Origin of the sequence: Microbacterium sp. NPDC055988 (genome assembly GCF_042269505.1) — a bacterium.
Taxonomy (GTDB): domain Bacteria; phylum Actinomycetota; class Actinomycetes; order Actinomycetales; family Microbacteriaceae; genus Microbacterium.
Map to the genome: position 1 here is coordinate 2,824,133 of NZ_JBHJXY010000001.1, position 18,244 is coordinate 2,842,376.

The window sequence follows — 18,244 nt, forward strand, 5'->3', positions numbered from 1 at the left end:
GCCGTCACTCGGCCGGGGCCTCCTCGACCACGATGGGTGCTTCGGCGGAATCCGCCCACTCCGGTGCGGGCAGGACGGTGTCGACCTGCCCCGCCTGGATCGCCCGCAGCGCCTCGGTGATCTCCTCGTCGTTCTCCGGAACAGGAAGGTCGCACGCACGCAGCTCCGAGGCGAACTGCAGCGTCAGCCGGTTCTTGCCCGCTTCCACGGCCTCGGCCGTCGTGCCGGTGATGATCTCGCTGCCGGTCTGGATCGCCGAGACCTCGTCGCAGACGTGATAGACCTTGCCACCCTCGACCCAGACGACCTCGTCCTTGCCGAGCAGCTGGATCACGGCGGACTGGTCGGCCGTGTACTGCTCGACCGACGGCGGAGCGAAGTCCACGCCGAGGACGACGGCGAGAGCCGCGAGGGCCACTCCGACGATGCCGGCCGTCGTCTTCTGGCCCTTGTCCATGTCCTTGTTGAGGAAGATCAGGATGACGAGCGGGAGGAAGGCGACGATCGCGATGATCGCACCGAGCTGGTTCTGCACGAAGAAACGTGCCTTGTCGGACTTCCTCGCGGGGTCGAGACGATTCGCCTTCTTCCAGAGCACCGATCCGGTGATCGAGAGTGCGGCGATCACGACCAGCAGCACGAGGAGGGCGATGAAGGCCCATTGCGGGAACGTCGCGGTGACGCCCTGCTCTTCCAACAGGCCGGTATCGGGGTCGCGGACGAGCTTCCCGTCCTCACCGACGAACTCCCGCTGACGCAGCAGCCAGAAGATGCCGACGGCCTCGCCGATGATCGCGATGGCCCACAGCACGGCTGCGATCCAGCGGAAACGGGTCGCCTTCGCCCTGCTCTCAGGAGTGGGGACCCATCCGGCGGGCGGCTCGGTGTTCGTGCCGCTCGCCGCGGGCTGCTCGACGTCGGCGTTCTTCTTGTCGCTGTCGGCCACGGTGCTCCCCTTTTCCCTCCGATGCCCGCCATACCGGCTCGAGGCAACCCCGAGCATAGTGGACGGGGTGTCCTACTCTGGGGAGATGACTTCCGATTCCGACGACGCCCTCAGCTGGGAGGGCGACGACGCCGCGGCGCCGCAGGATCGCGCGCTTCCACACGGCTGGAACGCCGTGGGCAGGGGCAGTGAAGACGTGGGGACGGTCGAGGAAGACGGCACCGACGCCGCCGCTGCGCCTGACGAGCCCGCCGGCCTGAGCACGCCGATGCTCCTGATTCTCGGGATCGTCGGCGGCGTCTATCTCCTGTACACGATCGGCTGGATCGTCGGCGGGCTACGTCTCAAGCCGCTGGCCTCGTTCCTCGTCGATGACGCGATGTTCCTGCCGTGGTTCGTGCTGGCGATCGCCGCGCCGGCGCTGTGGTTCCTCGCGACCTGGGTCCTGACCCGGGGGAGGGCCGCGTGGATCCGCGTCGCCGTGCTGCTCGCGGGCGTGGTCCTCCTCGTTCCCTGGCCCTTCGTCACCGTGGGGGTGATCGGATCGTGAGTGCGTCTTCCGCTCCTCAGCAGGTCTCGGCGGGTTCGCCTCGCTGGCTCGTCGGACTCGTCATCGGTCTGGCCGGGCTGTTCTACGCCTACGCGGTGTGGAACGCCGTCGCGCACCTGATCACGATGGCGCAGACCGGATTGACCGGAGGGGGATGGGCGACACTCCTGTTCGGCGTCGCCTTTCCCGCCATCGTCTTCGCCTTCGCCTTCGTGATCGGTCGACGGCGCAATGTCGGAGAGCTCGCGCTGGTGTTCCTCGCGGGTCTCGGCGTCGTCGCGGTCTTCTGGATGAGCCTCATCGCGCTCAGCCTGACGATGCCGAGCGCCTGAGTCGCTCACGGTCACACGGCACGGAGGGCCTCGAGCGCTCGGGTAGAGTTGACGCGATCGCGCCCCCATGGTGTGCGGCGCATCGGCCACTCCCGCCTGCCGCGCTGCCCCGAAGGATCCACTGTGCCGAAGCCCGTCGTGCTCATCGCCGAAGTACTCTCTCCCGCCACCATCGAGGCCCTGGGCCCCGACTTCGACGTCCGCGACGTCGATGGCACCGACCGCGAAGCGCTGTTCGCGGCGCTGGCGGATGCCGACGCCGTGCTCGTCCGCTCGGCGACCCGCATCGACGAGGAAGCTCTCACGCACGCGCCGAAGCTCAAGGTCGTCGCCCGTGCCGGAGTGGGCCTCGACAACGTCGACATCAAGGCGGCCACGGCTGCCGGCGTCATGGTCGTCAACGCGCCGACCTCCAACATCGTCTCCGCCGCCGAGCTCACGGTCGGCCACATCCTGAGCCTCGCCCGCCGCATCCCGGCCGCGCACGCCTCGCTCTCTGCAGGCGCCTGGAAGCGCAGCTCCTTCACCGGAGCCGAACTCTTCGAGAAGACGGTCGGCATCGTGGGTCTCGGCCGCATCGGCGCACTCGTCGCGGCGCGCCTCGCGGCGTTCGACATGCGCGTCGTCGCCTACGACCCCTACGTCACCTCGGCGCGCGCCCAGCAGCTGGGCGTGCAGCTCCTCTCGCTCGATGAGCTCGTCGCCGAGTCCGACTTCCTCACGATCCACATGCCCAAGACGCCGGAGACCACCGGCATGATCGGCGCCGAGCAGTTCGCGGCCATGAAGCCGACCGCTTTCGTCGTCAACGTCGCGCGCGGCGGCCTGATCGACGAAGAGGCGCTGCACGCCGCCCTCGTCGCCGGGGAGATCGCCGGCGCGGGGCTCGACGTCTTCACCTCCGAGCCCCCGGCAGAGGGCGGTACCGCTCGTCCGCTGCTCGAGCTTCCCAACGTGGTCGTCACCCCTCACCTCGGCGCGAGCACCGAGGAAGCGCAGGAGAAGGCCGGCGTCTCGGTCGCCCGTTCCGTGCGTCTCGCGCTCGGCGGAGACCTGGTGCCCGACGCGGTCAACGTGGCCGGCGGCGTCATCGACCCGTACGTGCGCCCCGGCATCTCGCTGGTCGAGAAGCTCGGTCAGATTTTCGCGTCGCTGGCGACCTCGCCTCTCACGAGCCTCGACGTCGAGGTGCACGGCGAACTCAACGACTACGACGTGAGCGTGCTCAAGCTCGCCGCGCTCAAGGGCGTCTTCACGAACATCGTCAGCGAGACGGTGTCGTATGTGAACGCCCCGCTCCTCGCCGATCAGCGCGGCATCGCCGTGCGTCTGCTCAAGGACGACGTGAGCGACGAGTACCGCAACGTCATCACGCTCACCGGTGCCCTGTCCGACGGCTCGCAGCTCTCGGTCTCCGGCACGCTCACCGGGCCGAAGCAGACGGAGAAGCTGGTCGGCATCAACGACCACACGCTCGAACTGCCGATCGAGAAGCACCACGTCGTGATGCTCTACACCGACCGCCCCGGCATCGTCGCGGTCTACGGTCAGAAGTTCGGCGAGGCGGGCATCAACATCGCCGGTATGCAGATCGCCCGCAAGGCGGCCGGTGCACAGGCGCTCAGCGTGCTGACGCTGGACTCCCCGGTGTCCGACGAACTGCTCGACGATGTGCGCGACGCGATCGACGCCGACCTGTTCCGTCAGATCGAGATCACCGAGGTCTGATCGGCGGCTTCAGACAAGAGGGCGGGAGCGTGATGCTCCCGCCCTCTCGCGTGTTCCGGTGGGGTCAGGCGGTCGCCTTCAGGACCAGCGCGATCAGCTCGGCGAGCTCGTCGCTGCGGGGGACCAGTCGATCGGGCCCGTGCACGTCGAGCGAGTTGTTGAAGTAGAGGCCGTCGCTGACCAGCATCACGAGGTCGAGGCTCGCGGTGTCCCGCACGTGCGGACGGATCGTCTCCGCCCAGCGGCGTCGGGTGTCGCGAAGCATGTCGGCTGCCGGCACGGATCCGCCCTGGGCGAGTCGGGTCGCGGCGATGAGCGCGCGGTCGAGCGCATCGTCCTCCATGACCGATGTGCGCACGTAGTAGGCGACGGGTCCTTCCTCGGCGGCAGACATCCGTTCGAGATCCAGAGTCGTCAGGCGGTCGAGGCGCTCCATCAGCCCGGCTTCGAGTTCGTCCTTCGAGCCGAAGTGATAGAGCAGGCCCCCCTTGGAGACCCCCGCCGCCTTGGCCGTCGCGTCGAGCGTCGCGGCGCGTTCGCCGTCTTCGATGAGGATCGCTTCGAAGGCGTCGAGCACCTTCTCGCGGGCGAGGGGAGGTCGGGGCATCGTGGATCCTCTGCACAGGGAAGGGGCGGGAACTCTGTTACTATACCATCCGGACGGTTCACTAACCGTGCGATCAAGATTCTGAGAGGTGTTCCATGACCCGTACTGCGTCGATCCCGACGACAGAGACGGATGCTCCCCGCGTCGGAGCCCGTGGCTGGGCGGCGCTCGTCGTCCTCATGCTGCCGGTGCTTCTGGTGTCGGTGGACAACACGGTGCTGAGCTTCGCGCTCCCCGAGATCTCCATCGCGCTCGCTCCCACCGGGGCCGAGCAGCTGTGGATCATCGACGTGTACCCGCTGGTGCTCGCCGGCCTCCTGGTGACGATGGGCACACTGGGTGACCGCTTCGGTCGTCGGAAGATGCTGTTGATCGGCGCCACCGGTTTCGCCGCGGTCTCTGCTCTCGCGGCCTTCGCGCCCACGGCCGGGCTGCTCATCGCAGCCCGCGCGCTCCTCGGTTTCTTCGGCGCCATGTTGATGCCGTCGACCCTCTCGCTGCTGCGCTCGATCTTCCAGAACCGCGACCAGCGCCGCATGGCGATCGCGGTGTGGGCGTCGGCGTTCTCCGCCGGGTCCGCGCTCGGCCCGATCGTGGGCGGGTTCCTTCTCGAGCACTTCTCCTGGGGATCGGTGTTCCTCATCGCCGTCCCGGTGCTCATCCCGCTCCTGATCGCGGCCCCGCTGCTCGTCCCGGAGAGCCGCGACCCGAACCCCGGTCGTATCGACCTGATCAGTATTGCGCTGTCGATGGCGACCATGATCCCCGTCGTCTACGCGATCAAGTCGCTGGCCGTCGACGGACCGAGCCTCACGGCCGGCGCATGGGCTCTGCTCGGCTTCGGGATGGGGTACCTGTTCGTCCGTCGCCAGTTGCGCTCCCGGACGCCGATGCTCGACATGGCACTCTTCCGGCGAGGTTCGTTCTCCGGGGCGATCCTGGTGAACCTGCTCAGCGTCGTCGCGCTCGTCGGCTTCCTCTACTTCGTGTCGCAGCATCTGCAGCTGGTCCTCGGGCTGTCGCCGATGATGGCGGGCCTCGCACTCGTGCCCGGCATGCTCGCGATGATCGTCGCCGGCCTCTCGGTCGTGCCTGTCTCGCGCCGTGTCCCGCCGCACATCGTGATCCCGGTCGGACTCGCGTTCTCGGTGGCCGGATATCTGATCGTGGCGTTCACGACGCATGAGCACGGCGTGCTCCCGCTCGTGGTCGCCTTCGTCGTGCTCGGCATCGGCATCGGCGCGGCCGAGACGATCTCCAACGAGCTGATCCTCTCCAGCGCCCCCGCCGCGAAGGCGGGTGCGGCGAGTGCAGTCTCCGAGACGGCCTACGAACTCGGCGCCGTACTCGGCACCGCGGTGCTGGGCGGCATCATCACGGCGTTCTACCGCGGTGCACTCGTACTTCCGGAAGGGCTGCCGGCCGACGTGGCGCATGCCGCGGGAGAGACACTCGCCGGTGCCTACACGGCTGCGCAGGAGCTCCCCGCGGCGCTCGGCACGGCGCTCTGGGACGCCGCGGCCGCCGCGTTCGGCTCGGGCGTCATGGTGACGTCGCTGATCGGCGCCGGCCTCGTGGTCGTCGCCGGCGTCGTCGCCGCCGTCACACTGCGCAAAGCCCCCTCGCACTGACCAGTACGCTGGGAGGACCGGCCCGCTCGACCTCGTCGGGCCCGGCCGGTCCATCCCCGTGCAGTTCGCAAGGAGTGTCATGTCGCGTGTCGTGAAGCTGGCCGTCATCCCCGGTGACGGCATCGGTCCCGAGGTCATCGCCGAGGCGGAGAAGGTGCTCGACGCCGTCACTTCCTCCAGCGGCGTGGTCTTCGACAAGACCCGGTTCTCGCTGGGCGCCGGACGCTTCCTCGAGACCGGCGACACCCTCACGGACGAAGACCTCGCGTCGATCGCGGCGAACGACGCGATCCTCCTCGGCGCGGTCGGCGGCACTCCGGGCGACCCGCGTCTGAAGGATGCGAACATCGAGCGGGGACTGCTGCTGAAGCTGCGCTTCACGCTGGACCACTACGTGAACCTGCGGCCGTCGAAGCTCTTCACCGGTGCCCCCGGCCCGCTGGCAGCTCCCGGAGAGATCGACTTCGTCGTGGTCCGCGAGGGCACGGAAGGCCCGTACGTCGGCAACGGCGGTGCCATCCGCAAGGGCACGCCGCAGGAGGTCGCGAACGAGACCTCGGTGAACACGGCATTCGGCGTGGAGCGCGTCGTGCGATACGCCTTCGAGCTCGCCGAGCGCCGTCGGAAGAAGCTGACGCTCGTGCACAAGACCAACGTTCTCGTGCATGCGGGCGGCATCTGGCAGCGCATCGTCAACGAGGTCGCCGCCGAGCACCCCGACGTGACCGTCGACTATCTCCACGTCGACGCGGCCACGATCTTCCTGGTCACCGACCCCTCGCGCTTCGACGTGATCGTCACCGACAACCTGTTCGGCGACATCCTCACCGACCTCGCCGGAGCAGTGACCGGCGGTATCGGACTCGCCGCCTCGGGGAACATCAACCCCGATGGCGCGTTCCCCTCGATGTTCGAGCCCGTGCACGGTTCGGCGCCCGACATCGCAGGCCAGCAGAAGGCCGATCCGACCGCGGCGATTCTCTCGATCGCGCTGCTGCTCGACAACCTCGGCCTCGCCGAGGAATCTGCTCGCGTGAGCGCCGCGGTCGAGGCCGATATCGCCGCCCGCTCCGGCGCGCGTGCCACCGCGGAGATCGGCTCCGCGATCACTGCACGCCTCTGACTGCAGGCGTAGGCTGAATGGGCGCGACGATGCGCCCACCCACGAGGAATGGATGATGAGATGACGACCATCGATGCCGAGGCGACCGTGGCTCCACTGGAGTTCCTCGTCATGAAGAACCTGAACGCTGTTTCACCCGACCGTCTCGCCGAGGCGCTGGAGAATCCGGGCTTCGGCGTGGTCTTCACCGATCACATGGTCGACATCTGCTGGTCCGCCAAGGGCGGGTGGCACCGTCCTCGTGTGCAGCCGTACGGTCCGATCCCGCTCGACCCTGCGGCATCAGTCCTGCACTACGCGCAGGAGATCTTCGAGGGCATCAAGGCCTACCGTCACGCCGACGGCTCGATCCACACGTTCCGCCCCGACCGCAACGCCGCGCGCCTGCAGGCCAGTGCCCGCCGACTCGCGCTGCCGGAACTCCCGACCGAGTACTTCATCCAGTCGCTGCGCGAGCTCATCGCCGTCGACGGCCGGTGGGTGCCGTCCGGCGCGGACCAGAGCCTCTATCTGCGGCCCTTCATGTTCGCCAAGGAGGCCTTCCTCGGCGTCCGTGCCGCGCAGAAGGTCGCCTACTATGTCATCGCCAGCCCCGCGGGCGCCTACTTCACCGGTGGTGTGAAGCCGGTGCGCATCTGGCTCTCCGAGGACTACGCCCGCGCAGGCAAGGGCGGCACGGGCAAGGCGAAGACCGGTGGCAACTACGCGTCGAGCCTGCTCGCGCAGAGCGAGGCCAGCGCGAAGGGCTGCGACCAGGTCGTGTTCCTGAACGAGAAGCGCGACGTCGAGGAGCTCGGTGGTATGAACGTCGTCTTCGTCTTCAAGGACGGCCGCGTGGTGACCCCCGAATCCGACAGCATCCTCGAGGGGATCACCCGCGACTCGCTGCTGCAGCTGGCGGAGGACCGCGGCTACACGGTCGAGAAGCGGCCGATCTCGATCGACGAGTGGCGCGAGGGCGTGGCCTCCGGCGACATCGTCGAGGTGTTCGCGTGCGGTACGGCCGCGGTCGTCACCCCGATCGGCGCACTCGTCGGCGACGGGTTCGACGAGCCGCAGCCGCTGGGCGAGCTCGCGCTCTCGCTGCGCGAAGAGCTGACCGACATCCAGTACGGCCGCCGAGAAGACAAGCACGGCTGGCTCCTGCGCCTCGACGCCTGAGCTCTTACGCCGAGACCCCGCCTTTCCGTCGAGACCCCGCCGTCTCGACTCCAGCAAGGCGGGGTCTCGGCGTCTACTCGGGGTCTCGGCGGACGCCAGTCTTCCTGCACATCGGTGATCTGCGTCGACGAGCCTGTGGACCGTCGGTTGTCCCGCTTTCCGTGCGGTCAGAATGGTGGATGCCACGAAAAATCGACCTCGATCGCGCCGAGCGCCTACTGCAGTCGCGGGAGGATCTACTGCTTCGAGGATCCTCGGAGAGGACTCGGAGGGACGCGGTCGACAGCGGTGCGCTGCGTCGAGTCCACCGAGGCCATTACATCGAGAGTGCCGCCTGGGAGGACCTGTGGCCGGAGGGACGGCAGCTGGTTCACCTTCTCGCCGTTCGGCGGGCGAGCCCAGGTGACGGTCCGGTGTTCTCGCACGCCTCCGCCGCGGCACTGTGGGGTCTGCCGTTGGTGGGACCGATCAGTGACGTCGTCCACACCGCCATCCGGGGTCGTCGCCACAGCCGCACCGAGTCGGGGGTCGCGCGTCACGCAGTATCGCTCGATTCCGGGGACATCGTGCGGCGCCACGGAATGCTCTGCACGTCCCTTGCGCGCACGGTCTTCGACGTAGCCCGAGTGCTTCGACCTGAGGCCGCGGTCGCCGCGGCGGATGCTGCGCTTCGGCTCGTCTCGATACGGGGACATGACATCGACCTCGAGGCGTACGCCGCCTGGCGAGATGATTTCCGAGGGAGGTGCGCCGTGGGGTTGCGTGGTGTTCGGCACGCCAGATGGGTGGGTGACTTCGCCGACGGTCGAGCACAATTGCCGGGCGAGAGCGTGAGCAGACTTCAACTCCACCGGCTCGGGTTCCGAGACATCGAGCTTCAGGTGCCGATCAAGGGCGCGGCAGGAGCGGAGTATTTCGCAGACTTCGGATTTCGCCGCTCCCGAGCATTCGGCGAGTTCGATGGTGAGGGCAAATACCTCGAGTCGGACCTGCGGCTCGCGCCCACGCCCGTAGACGCCGTCCTCGCGGAGAAGCGTCGTGAGGACGACATCCGTGGTGTCACCGGGTGGCGTGTCGCTCGCTGGGGCGGGGCGCACATTCGGACGGCGGAGGCTCTCGGCACGCGGCTCGCCGCGTTCGGCATCCGTCCGCCGGGGTGAGTGCGCTCCGACACCCCGGGCTCGCGTCGAAGCCCCGACCTACGGTCGCCTGAAACACGGGGCGTCGGCGTCAACCCGGGGCCTCGACATCAGAAAGGGGGAGGGAGGCGGGGAGGGAGGCGGGGAGGGAGAGGGGGAGGGAGAGGGGGAGGGAGAGGGGGAGCAGGCGCGCTCGCTAGGCTGGATCCCATGAAGATCGCCCGGTTCAGCCACGACGAAGCCATCATGTACGGGATCATCGACGAGCGCGAGCTCGTGGTGCTCGCCGGAGACCCGATGTTCACCGGGTACGAGACCACCGGCGCCCGCGTACCGCTCGCGGATGCTGCTCTGCTCGCCCCGGTGATCCCACGGTCGAAGGTGGTCTGCGTCGGCAAGAACTATCACGATCACGCGGCGGAGATGGGGGGAGTGGCGCCCGAGGAGCCGCTGCTCTTCCTGAAGCCCAACACCTCCGTGATCGGCCCCGGCGACGCGATCGTGCGCCCGACCCTTTCGGAGCGGACCGAGTACGAGGGCGAGCTCGTCGTCGTGATCGGCAAGATCGCGAAGAACGTGAAGGCCGAGAACGCGCTCGACTACGTGCTGGGCTACACGATCGGGAACGACGTGACTGCTCGTGACCTGCAGCGCAAGGACGGCCAGTGGTCGCGCGCGAAGGGATTCGACACGTTCTGCCCCCTCGGGCCAGTGATCGAGACCGACTTCGACCCGGCGAACGCCACGATCGAGACGCGGGTGAACGGCGAGGTTCGCCAGCATGCTCCTCTCACCGACATGATCCACTCGGTGCCGGCGATCATCGAGTACGCGTCCGCCGTGTTCACGCTGCTGCCCGGCGACGTCATCATGACCGGCACCCCGGCCGGAGTCGGCACGTTCGACGCGGGCGATGTGGTCGAGGTCGAGATCTCCGGGCTGGGCATCCTGCGCAACACCGCACGCGACGCCGTCCCCACGCCATGAGCGATGTCGCCCTGACGGCGGCGCAGCAGACGGCGGTCCAGCGACGCACCGTGCTGGTGCTGTCGTTCGGGCAGGTTCTCGGTGGCATCGCCTTCGGGGCCACGGTCTCACTCGGTGCCCTCCTGGCCGCGGACATCTCGGGGAATGATGCCCTCTCCGGTCTGGCGACGGCGTCGGTCACGCTGGGAGCGGCGGCGTGCGCGATCCCGCTCGCACGGCTCGCCGCGCGCGTCGGACGTCGGCGAGCGCTCACTCTCGGCAACCTCTTCGCGCTGGTCGGCATCGCCGTCGTCATCCTCGCCGCCTCCCTGCGCGTCTTCCCCTTGCTGCTTGCCGGCATCCTGATGATCGGCGCCGGAAACGCGGGCAACCTGCAATCCCGATTCGCGGCGACCGACCTGGCGGCTCCGCAGCACCGGGGCCGTGATCTCTCGATCGTCGTCTGGTCGACGACCATCGGCGGCGTGGCCGGGCCCCTGCTCCTCGGACCCGGAGAGATCGTGGGGCAGGCGGTGGGCATGCCGCCGCAGACCGGCTCCTATCTCTTCTCCTTCGTCGCGCAGTGTGCGGCTCTGGTGCTCTACATCGTCGCACTCCGACCGGATCCGCTCCTGGCAGCGCAGCGCCTCGCGAAGGTGGCGGCGGCGACGACCGGAGCGGTGGTGCTCGACCGTCCTCGCGTGGCGCGCTACGCGATCTTCGCGATCGCCGGATCCCACGTGGTGATGGCATCCGTGATGGCGATGACCCCCGTGCACCTGTCGCACATGGCGCACGGCGCGCATGGCATGGCGGCCACCCCGGCCGATGTTTCCGCGCTCGTGGGGATCACGATCGCCCTGCATGTCGGCGGCATGTACGCCCTGTCGCCGGTGTTCGGCGTGCTGGCCGACCGCTGGGGGCGGCTGCGCGTGGTGCTGCTGGGGCAGGTGCTGCTCGCCGGCGCGCTGGCTTTCGCGGTGTTCACCGGCACGGAGGCGTGGGGCGTCATGGTCGCGCTCATCCTGCTGGGGCTGGGGTGGAGTGCGGCGACGGTCGCCGGCGCCGCACTGCTCACAGAGGCTTCGGCACCCGAGCTGCGAACCCGTCGGCAGGGACGCAGCGACTCGCTGATGAGCCTGTCCGCGGCAGCAGGATCGGTGCTGGCCGGGGTCGTGCTGGCGAACTTCCAGTATGCGGGGCTCGGCGTGGCGGCGTTCATCCTGGTCATCGCGATCGTCGCGCTGTCTCCGCTGGCCCGCTCCGGCACCCGATGAAGGACTGGGCCGGGGTCGGCGAGGCCTTCTCCGCCTCGTACGCGGACCTCTGCGCCGGGACCTTCTCGACGATGCACCGCGCGCTCGGCGCGCCGAAGCGGCGCAACCTGCTCGATGTCGGTGCGGGCGATGGCAGGCTCGCTGCTGCCTGGGCAGACGCGGGGTGGATCGTCCGGGCGTGTGAGCCCGAGGCATCGATGCGTGCGGTGTCCCGGCGCCGCCATCCGCAGGTCGACACGGTCAGCGGGGCGCTGCCGGATCTGCCGTTCGAGGACGGCGCGTTCGACGTGGTCGTCGCGAACTTCGTCCTGAATCACGTCGCATCTCCGCGGAGATCCGCAGCCGAGCTGCGGCGCGTGAGCCGTGATGCCGTGGTCGCGACCACGTGGATGCTCTCGCCGTCGTGGTTCTGGGCCGAGATCACCGAACGCGCCGGGGTGGAGCCGTTCGCCGGTGCGAAGCTCTCGGCCGCGGAGGACTTCGAGCGGACTGCTGACGGATTCGCGCGGATGCTGCGGGAGGCGGGCCTGGAGCACGTCACCGTCGCCGAGCACGGGTGGACCTGGAACGCGGAACCGGATGCGCTCTGGCTCTCGGTCGAAGGCGGAGTGGCCGGCGCCGGGGCGCTCTACACCGGGCTCGACGACGATGATCGGCGGCGATTCCGCGCGGCGTTCGACCGCGTCATCGAGGAGCGGCGCACGGGTGGTGTCCTGCCCCTCGAGCACCGGGCGGCGATAGCCGTGGCGACGGCCGGCTGAGCGCCTGCCACCCGCCAACGGAGACGACCCCGTCCCCGTAGAATCGAAGGGCTATGGCTACCCCTCACCCCCTCACCACGACTGTCAGTGGTGCCGACGTCCGCGTCCGCTTCTGCCCATCGCCGACCGGACTGCCGCACGTCGGCATGGTCCGCACGGCGCTCTACAACTGGGCGTACGCGCGCCACAACGGCGGGAAGATGGTGTTCCGCATCGAGGACACCGATGCCGCCCGCGACAGTGAGGAGAGCTTCCGTCAGCTCGTCGACGCGCTCACCTGGCTCAAGATCGACTGGGACGAGGGCGTCGAGGTCGGCGGACCGCATGCTCCCTACCGGCAGTCCGAGCGTCACGACATCTACCGCGGCGTGATCGACAAGCTCATCGCCACCGGTGCGCTGTACGAGAGCTATTCCACCGCCGAGGAGATCGACGCCCGCAACGAGGCGGCCGGCCGTGCCAAGCAGCTCGGCTACGACAACTTCGACCGCGACCTCACCGACGAGCAGAAGGCGGCGTTCCGCGCCGAGGGCCGTCAGCCCGCGCTGCGACTGCGCGTGCCCGACGAGGATGTCACCTATGTCGACCTCATCCGCGGCGAGGTCACCTTCCCCGCCGGCTCGTTCCCCGACTTCGTGGTCGTGCGACCGAACGGTGTGCCGCTGTACACGTTCGTGAACCCCGTCGATGACGCACTCATGGGCATCACCCACGTGCTGCGCGGCGAAGACCTCATGCCGTCGACCGCGCGCCAGCTGTCGCTGTATGCGGCGCTGATCGACGCCGGTGTCACGACATTCGTGCCGCGCTTCGCCCACATGCCACTCGTGCTCGGTGAGACCGGCAACAAGAAGCTCTCCAAGCGCGACCCGCAGGCCGACCTGTTCCTGCACCGCGACCGCGGCTTCATCCCCGAGGGGCTGCTCAACTACCTGGCGCTGCTCGGCTGGTCGATCGGCCCCGACCGCGACGTGTTCTCGCTGGATGAGTTCACTGCGGCATTCGACATCGTGAACGTGAACCCGAACCCGGCCCGCTTCGACCAGAAGAAGGCCGAGTCGATCAACGGCGACCACATCCGGATGCTGGGGGAGAAGGACTTCGCCGAGCGCACGATCCCGTACCTCGCTGCCGCCGGCCTCTTCGACGAGCCCACGCACGAGCAGCTGGTGATGGCCTTCCGTGTGGCACCGCTCGTGCAGGAGCGCGTTCAGTTGCTGGGCGAGGTCCCCGGCATGGTCGGCTTCCTGTTCGAGGACGAGGTGTCCTACGCCGAAGACGCGCTCAAGGGGCTTCCGGCGAATGCCGCCGAGGTTCTCGATGCGTGTGTCAGCGCTCTCGAGCCGGTGGAGGAGTTCACGCCCGAGAAGATCCAGGAGGCGTTGGCGACCGCGTTGGTCGAGCGGCTCGAGCTCAAGCCGCGCGTTGCCTACGGCCCGCCCCGCGTCGCGATCACGGGCCGCCGGATCTCTCCGCCGCTGTTCGAATCGATGGAGCTCCTCGGCAAGGAGGAGTCGCTGCGTCGTCTGCGCTCTCTGTCGGCGTTCCTCGGAAGCTGAGCGCGACGCGCCCGAGCGGCAGCAGACGCCGGTGGTTTTGGTGTTCGGCCGCCGCTCGGGTAGGCTTGATTCTCGGTGCGAGGCTCCTGTTTCGCCCTTGGGGTATGGTGTAATTGGCAACACGACGGTTTCTGGTTCCGTTATTCTTGGTTCGAGTCCAGGTACCCCAGCCACACGAACGTTACTCGAACCATGGTCAAATGAACTGGCCATGGTTCGTTTGTTCTCAGACCTCCCTGCTCTTGAGCGGGGAGGTTTTGTGGTTCTTGGCGTCTGTTCGGCACTGGCTGCATCTTGTCGGCTGTGGACCTCCCGGATGCCGCGGTTCGCGTCGTTGCGTTCGCCGGAGATCTGGATCTTGTTGTCCTCTACGCGGACGATCAGCTTGCTGAAGTACGCAGTCAGAAGGTCGCGGCGGACGGTGTCTGAGGCCCGCTGATAGAGGTTGCCCGGCTCGCCAAGCAAGTCGATGTACGCCAGCGCGGTGTCCGCGCCATACTGGAGGCGATCAAGCGTGACGTCGAGCTTCTCTCTGATGGCTTCCGTCTGAAGGGTTGTCTTCTCGATCCGCTCGCGAATCTTGGCGATGGGCAGTGTGCCAGTCGCGGCGAGTTCGATCAATCGTTCTTCCTGCGCCTCGAGCTTCCGGAGCTGCTTCGTCAGTTGAGCCTTCGTGTCGCGGTCCGAAGCGAGCAGATTGTTGATGGCGTCGGTGGCGCTCGCCCTCATCCCGTCGATGGCGTCAGGCGCGAGCCGTTCAGCGGCCACTACGGGCATGACTTCGCCCTCGATCTGCTCGACCCTTAGCCACGGCGTCGGGCACTGCTTGCGCTGGCGTCCGGCGCAGACAAGATACTCGTACGTGCCGCCGTTCCCTGCGTTCTGGCTGTAGACCATGCGACTCTGTCGACCGGCATCAAGGCACGCGCCGCAATAGAGCATGCCCTTGAGGTAATGGAAGTGGATGATGTCGCGATCGCCCTTGCGGTTGCGGTGGTCGAGCACTTCCTGCACCTTCAAGAATGTCTCCTTCGAGACAAGGGCTTCGTGCCGTCCGACGTAGAGCTTTCCTTTGTAGCGGATGACGCCCGTGTAGTACGGGTTGCGAAGTATGAGCGCCAGACGACTGCGGCTGACGGCTTGAGCTGGCCGCGACGGCGATGGGCGTGTAGTGAGGCCGCGCTCGTCGAGCATGTCGTTGAGTTGACTGATCGAATACCGCCCGGTGGCGTACTGCTCGAACGCCCAGGTGACGAGGGGTGCTCGTTCGTAGTCGACATCGATGGTGTTGACCAGTCGGCCACTGAACTCTTTGCGCACGTTCAGGTAGCCGAGCTTCGCACGGCCGACGGTGCCGCCTTGCTCTACCTTGTGGGCCATCTTCACCTTGACGTCCTCGCCGTTCATGCGGACTTGGACTTCATTCATGATGTCGGTGATGGCTTCCATGGCATCGGCCATGTACCCCTCGCCGAACTCCTCCTTGGCCGAGATGAGCCGGACGCCTTTCTCGAGGAGTTGGCGTTTCGTGATTGCGGCGTCGGTGAAGTTGCGGAAGACGCGGGAGCGCATGTAGATGACGACGAACCTCACTTCGGGGTGGTCATCGACGTAGCGCAACAGCTTCTTGAACTCCGCGCGTTTGGAGATCGTCTGCGCCGACTGCCCTGGCTCAAGGAACTCTTTCGCGACAGTCGCTCCGAGCTCGCGCACCTTTCGCAGTGCCTCGACCCGCTGCGTTGCAATGCTGTTGCCGTCTTCGTCGATGTCTGCAGCAGTATGCAACTGCCTCGGCGTCGAGACGCGCAGGTAGATGACGGCCTGCGCAACGGCGAGTTTGCCGTCCTCGCCGGCGATGGTCGTCGGCGAGGACAGCAGATGTTCGAGTCCGTCGAGGGAGTTGGCGGGTGCCGACGAATCGACTGAACCCGCAATTTCTAGGGTCATGGGTGGGTTACCTCCGTTTAGGTCCTCCGGATTAACCCTCTCTTCGGCCGAGAAGTCCAGTCCTTCTGGCCCTTCCACAGGAGGTTCAGGGAGGCACACCGGGGTGGCGTCGGCGATGTAGTTTTCACCTCGTTCAGCGGCGTTCGGCATGACGTTCCTCCTCTCGTGTGGCTAGGTTCAATGCAGGCGGGTCAGCGTGAGTCCGTCGACTATCCCGTCTCGGTTTCGGTCTCTGCCTGCCCCGCGTCGTACCGCTCTTGGGCGAGACGCAACAGCGCTCGCCCCAAGTGGTGGACATCGATCTGATCACGTCGCTCGGGCGTGAGGTGGATCCTGCGGTTCGTTTGGAGCCCACCACCCTTGCGCGGCGAAGAGCGGCGGCTACTTGTTGAAGACATAGGTGCGTCCCCTCCACTCGATGAGGTCGTAGCCTTCGCGGACGTGATCTTCGATGAGGCCGTAGTCGATGGCGACGGCGTTGTCGGGGAGCGATCGTGATTCGGTGGCTTCGTAGATGGCGAGCTCGAGGCCGTCAACCTCGGCCAGGTCGCGCACCGCGTCCTCGAGGAACGGATAGGCATTGACGAAGCTCTCGTGGAAGCTCTCCATGACGTTGTCGGCCCCGACGCTTACGTCTGGGAGCATGAGGAACGCCTGCAGGGCTTCGTCTTCCCCTAGGCGAAGGTCTGTGAGCAGTTCAATCAGGCTGTCTTCTTCGCCGCTGTCCCAGCTGGCCGGCACGTTCACGGTGAAGTAGTCGCCGCCGACGTGAATGCTGGTCCGAACGAGCAGCTGATCCAGCTTCGGCGGTTGGTGTTCGTTCATGAATTGGCGGCCGCTGCCGGTGTTCTCGCGTTGCACGAGGTAGGTGCCGAGCCAGTCGATCCACTCCTTGACCTCGGCTGGAGTGTCGGGGTCGCCGTAGAGGTCGAGGTACTCGTCGCGAAGCGTCAGGTACTGTCCTTCGCCATTTCGTCCGAACTCGGCAAGGGCCGATTCCCGACCGTAGGCGCGTCCGATGACGTGGGCGATGCAACGGGCCGTTTCGTTGCTGATCTCGTGGCGTTCAGCTTGAGCGGTAGCGATGCCGTCGACGATGTACTGGGCGAACCGTCGGGTGGTGACTTCGAGGCGTCGAAAGTCTGGGATCGTGCGGTCTCCCGCTACTCGTGCTTCAGGTGCCCGCTGCGGTTCGTGTTCGTTCATGATCGGCCTCCCGCGGTTGCGAGGATGTAGCGTCCGAGCGCGTCGACCCAGGCTTCTTGCTCGAAGGGCACGCGGAGGCTGTTCAGTTCAGCGAGTGCCGCCTCGTGGCAGAGTTCGCCCACGCCGGCGAATCGGTACAAGGCGGTATCGGTGCCGCCGTGGACGCTCCCGGCGATGAGCCGCGCGAGCGTTTCGGAGCGAGCTTCGGGGTCCATGGCAAGGCCGAGCTCGATGAGCTGCCGAGCCTTGTCGGTCTGGTCCGGTGTCGCGGTGATGGTGGTTGATGAGTTCATGAAAATCCTCCTTTCGGATTGGTAGTGGTGGGTGCCGAGGGTTGCTCGGCCAGTGCGTAGGGAGCGAGGTGCGCAAGCGCCTGGTCGGTAGTCGTGATCCAGAACAGGTCGGCGTCGAGATCGCGTGCGGCCTGGATGGCGTCTGCAATCATCTGAGCGCGTTTGGTGGTCGGGACGAGCCAGACGACGGCTGGGAAGAGCCCGCGCTGTGCTTGTTCGGTGCCGGTGCGGAAGTAGCGCTGGTAGATCCGGCACTTGCGGATGACGGCCGGGAGGTGCTCGGTGTCGAGGTCGACTTCGACGAACGAGTGTGTCTCGGTGTCCGGGTCGGCGGTGACGACGGATAGGTCGGGTTTGAGGGTTGCTTCGCCGGTCGCTGTGGCGAACGGACGCCAGCAGCGCGGTTCTGTTTCGAGGTCGATGAGTTCGAAATTGGTGGCTCCGGCGTGTTCGCGTAGGGTGACTGCGATGTCGGCGACGGCGAGCGTGTGGGTGGCGAACGGTCGCCCAGGCTCGAGATACTGGATGCGATCGGTGTCGCCTCGCCGTAGTCGCAGGTATCGTTCGCCGGAGTATCCGAGCTGCCAGATGGTGAGCGCGGAGCCGTGTTCTACGCCGCCGATGCGTCGCTCGAGCCGGGAGACGGCTTTGAGACCTTCGAGTCGCGTCAGGATACGGGTGGTGCCGCGAGTGGCGGCGCTGACGGTGACGTGCTCACCGAACGGCGCTGCGGGCAGGTGCAGGCGCTGGATATGCCGCGTGGTGAGGAGCCGGAGGTGTTCCAGGTCTTCGAGTATCCGGATGTCCCTCGCCGTGAGGTGGAAGCCGAGATCGCGCTTGAGTCCAGGGGTCATGATGCCGCCCCCAGGGCTGGACCGGCATCCGCTGCGAAGCAGCGGGAGTCCCTTGCTGAAACGGGCGGAATCGGCCGAAACACGGGGCGATGAGGCGGTGGGTGTTCCTGGTGAAGCGAACGCCGACAGGAACACCGACAGGAATGCGGCCGCCACTTCTTATG

Annotated in this window: 16 protein-coding genes, 1 tRNA gene and 1 pseudogene; 12 read left to right on the forward strand and 6 right to left on the reverse strand. The window is 67.2% G+C overall.

What is annotated here, in order from left to right; translation table 11 throughout:
* Positions 1–4: 4 nt before the first annotated feature.
* Positions 5–946: a hypothetical protein gene (locus tag ACFC14_RS13465; RefSeq protein ID WP_376105343.1), complete on the reverse strand. Its 942-nt coding sequence runs from the start codon at positions 944–946 to the stop codon at positions 5–7.
* Between the two features lie 85 nt (positions 947–1,031).
* Between ACFC14_RS13465 and ACFC14_RS13470 the strand changes: the two genes are divergently transcribed.
* The 3 genes from ACFC14_RS13470 to serA all read left to right on the forward strand — a co-directional run bounded on the left by ACFC14_RS13470 (position 1,032) and on the right by serA (position 3,556).
* On the forward strand, positions 1,032–1,496 hold the full coding sequence (locus tag ACFC14_RS13470; protein ID WP_376105345.1) for a hypothetical protein: 465 nt from the start codon (positions 1,032–1,034) through the stop codon (positions 1,494–1,496).
* A complete protein-coding gene (locus ACFC14_RS13475; RefSeq protein WP_376105347.1) occupies positions 1,493–1,828 on the forward strand; it encodes a hypothetical protein in 336 nt (111 codons plus the stop codon). The genes ACFC14_RS13470 and ACFC14_RS13475 overlap by 4 nt, the downstream gene beginning before the upstream one ends.
* 123 nt (positions 1,829–1,951) lie before the next feature.
* Positions 1,952–3,556: a phosphoglycerate dehydrogenase gene (gene serA / locus ACFC14_RS13480; protein WP_376105350.1), complete on the forward strand. Its 1,605-nt coding sequence runs from the start codon at positions 1,952–1,954 to the stop codon at positions 3,554–3,556.
* A 64-nt stretch (positions 3,557–3,620) separates the two neighbouring features.
* Here serA and ACFC14_RS13485 read toward each other — a convergent pair whose 3' ends face one another.
* Positions 3,621–4,163, reverse strand: a complete 543-nt coding sequence (locus tag ACFC14_RS13485) for a TetR/AcrR family transcriptional regulator (RefSeq protein ID WP_376105353.1) — start codon at positions 4,161–4,163, stop codon at positions 3,621–3,623.
* A gap of 95 nt (positions 4,164–4,258) precedes the next feature.
* Between ACFC14_RS13485 and ACFC14_RS13490 the strand changes: the two genes are divergently transcribed.
* The 9 genes from ACFC14_RS13490 (at position 4,259) to ACFC14_RS13530 (ending at position 13,953) form a co-directional block, all read left to right on the forward strand.
* On the forward strand, positions 4,259–5,794 hold the full coding sequence (locus ACFC14_RS13490) for an MFS transporter (RefSeq protein WP_376105355.1): 1,536 nt from the start codon (positions 4,259–4,261) through the stop codon (positions 5,792–5,794).
* 79 nt (positions 5,795–5,873) lie between these two features.
* Complete coding sequence (locus ACFC14_RS13495; RefSeq protein ID WP_376105358.1) at positions 5,874–6,917, forward strand: 3-isopropylmalate dehydrogenase; 1,044 nt, start codon at positions 5,874–5,876, stop codon at positions 6,915–6,917.
* A 60-nt stretch (positions 6,918–6,977) separates the two neighbouring features.
* A complete protein-coding gene (locus tag ACFC14_RS13500; RefSeq protein WP_376105361.1) occupies positions 6,978–8,078 on the forward strand; it encodes a branched-chain amino acid aminotransferase in 1,101 nt (366 codons plus the stop codon).
* Positions 8,079–8,908: 830 nt separating this feature from the next.
* Positions 8,909–9,238: a hypothetical protein gene (locus ACFC14_RS13505; protein WP_376105364.1), complete on the forward strand. Its 330-nt coding sequence runs from the start codon at positions 8,909–8,911 to the stop codon at positions 9,236–9,238.
* Positions 9,239–9,427: 189 nt separating this feature from the next.
* On the forward strand, positions 9,428–10,204 hold the full coding sequence (locus ACFC14_RS13510; protein WP_376105366.1) for a fumarylacetoacetate hydrolase family protein: 777 nt from the start codon (positions 9,428–9,430) through the stop codon (positions 10,202–10,204).
* Positions 10,201–11,460, forward strand: a complete 1,260-nt coding sequence (locus ACFC14_RS13515; protein ID WP_376105369.1) for an MFS transporter — start codon at positions 10,201–10,203, stop codon at positions 11,458–11,460. The genes ACFC14_RS13510 and ACFC14_RS13515 overlap by 4 nt, the downstream gene beginning before the upstream one ends.
* Positions 11,457–12,221 carry a class I SAM-dependent methyltransferase gene (locus tag ACFC14_RS13520; RefSeq protein ID WP_376105372.1) on the forward strand — a complete coding sequence of 255 codons (765 nt, stop codon included), beginning with the start codon at positions 11,457–11,459 and terminating at the stop codon, positions 12,219–12,221. Before ACFC14_RS13515 ends, ACFC14_RS13520 begins: the two co-directional genes overlap by 4 nt.
* A gap of 53 nt (positions 12,222–12,274) precedes the next feature.
* On the forward strand, positions 12,275–13,780 hold the full coding sequence (gltX, locus tag ACFC14_RS13525) for a glutamate--tRNA ligase (protein WP_376105375.1): 1,506 nt from the start codon (positions 12,275–12,277) through the stop codon (positions 13,778–13,780).
* A gap of 98 nt (positions 13,781–13,878) precedes the next feature.
* Positions 13,879–13,953: transfer RNA gene (locus tag ACFC14_RS13530), tRNA-Gln, on the forward strand.
* 880 nt (positions 13,954–14,833) lie between these two features.
* On the opposite strand, the pseudogene ACFC14_RS13535 reads toward ACFC14_RS13530, so the two are convergent.
* The 4 genes and pseudogenes from ACFC14_RS13535 to ACFC14_RS13550 all read right to left on the reverse strand — a co-directional run.
* Positions 14,834–15,877, reverse strand: a pseudogene (locus tag ACFC14_RS13535) (recombinase family protein); the annotation flags it as partial.
* 231 nt (positions 15,878–16,108) lie between these two features.
* Positions 16,109–16,933, reverse strand: a complete 825-nt coding sequence (locus tag ACFC14_RS13540; protein ID WP_376105378.1) for a hypothetical protein — start codon at positions 16,931–16,933, stop codon at positions 16,109–16,111.
* Positions 16,930–17,226, reverse strand: a complete 297-nt coding sequence (locus tag ACFC14_RS13545) for a hypothetical protein (protein ID WP_376105380.1) — start codon at positions 17,224–17,226, stop codon at positions 16,930–16,932. Before ACFC14_RS13545 ends, ACFC14_RS13540 begins: the two co-directional genes overlap by 4 nt.
* Positions 17,223–18,080, reverse strand: coding sequence for a replication-relaxation family protein (locus ACFC14_RS13550; protein WP_376105383.1), 858 nt, complete (start codon positions 18,078–18,080; stop codon positions 17,223–17,225). Before ACFC14_RS13550 ends, ACFC14_RS13545 begins: the two co-directional genes overlap by 4 nt.
* Positions 18,081–18,244 lie beyond the last annotated feature (164 nt).

Excerpts from the sequence above, each read along its gene's own strand:
- ACFC14_RS13470 (WP_376105345.1), top strand. The coding sequence starts at position 1,032 with ATGACTTCCGATTCCGACGACGCCCTCAGCTGGGAGGGCGACGACGCC.
- ACFC14_RS13485 (WP_376105353.1), bottom strand. The coding sequence starts at position 4,163 with ATGCCCCGACCTCCCCTCGCCCGCGAGAAGGTGCTCGACGCCTTCGAA.
- ACFC14_RS13490 (WP_376105355.1), top strand. The coding sequence starts at position 4,259 with ATGACCCGTACTGCGTCGATCCCGACGACAGAGACGGATGCTCCCCGC.
- ACFC14_RS13495 (WP_376105358.1), top strand. The coding sequence starts at position 5,874 with ATGTCGCGTGTCGTGAAGCTGGCCGTCATCCCCGGTGACGGCATCGGT.
- ACFC14_RS13500 (WP_376105361.1), top strand. The coding sequence starts at position 6,978 with ATGACGACCATCGATGCCGAGGCGACCGTGGCTCCACTGGAGTTCCTC.
- ACFC14_RS13510 (WP_376105366.1), top strand. The coding sequence starts at position 9,428 with ATGAAGATCGCCCGGTTCAGCCACGACGAAGCCATCATGTACGGGATC.
- ACFC14_RS13515 (WP_376105369.1), top strand. The coding sequence starts at position 10,201 with ATGAGCGATGTCGCCCTGACGGCGGCGCAGCAGACGGCGGTCCAGCGA.
- ACFC14_RS13520 (WP_376105372.1), top strand. The coding sequence starts at position 11,457 with ATGAAGGACTGGGCCGGGGTCGGCGAGGCCTTCTCCGCCTCGTACGCG.
- gltX (WP_376105375.1), top strand. The coding sequence starts at position 12,275 with ATGGCTACCCCTCACCCCCTCACCACGACTGTCAGTGGTGCCGACGTC.
- ACFC14_RS13540 (WP_376105378.1), bottom strand. The coding sequence starts at position 16,933 with ATGAACGAACACGAACCGCAGCGGGCACCTGAAGCACGAGTAGCGGGA.
- ACFC14_RS13545 (WP_376105380.1), bottom strand. The coding sequence starts at position 17,226 with ATGAACTCATCAACCACCATCACCGCGACACCGGACCAGACCGACAAG.
- ACFC14_RS13550 (WP_376105383.1), bottom strand. The coding sequence starts at position 18,080 with ATGACCCCTGGACTCAAGCGCGATCTCGGCTTCCACCTCACGGCGAGG.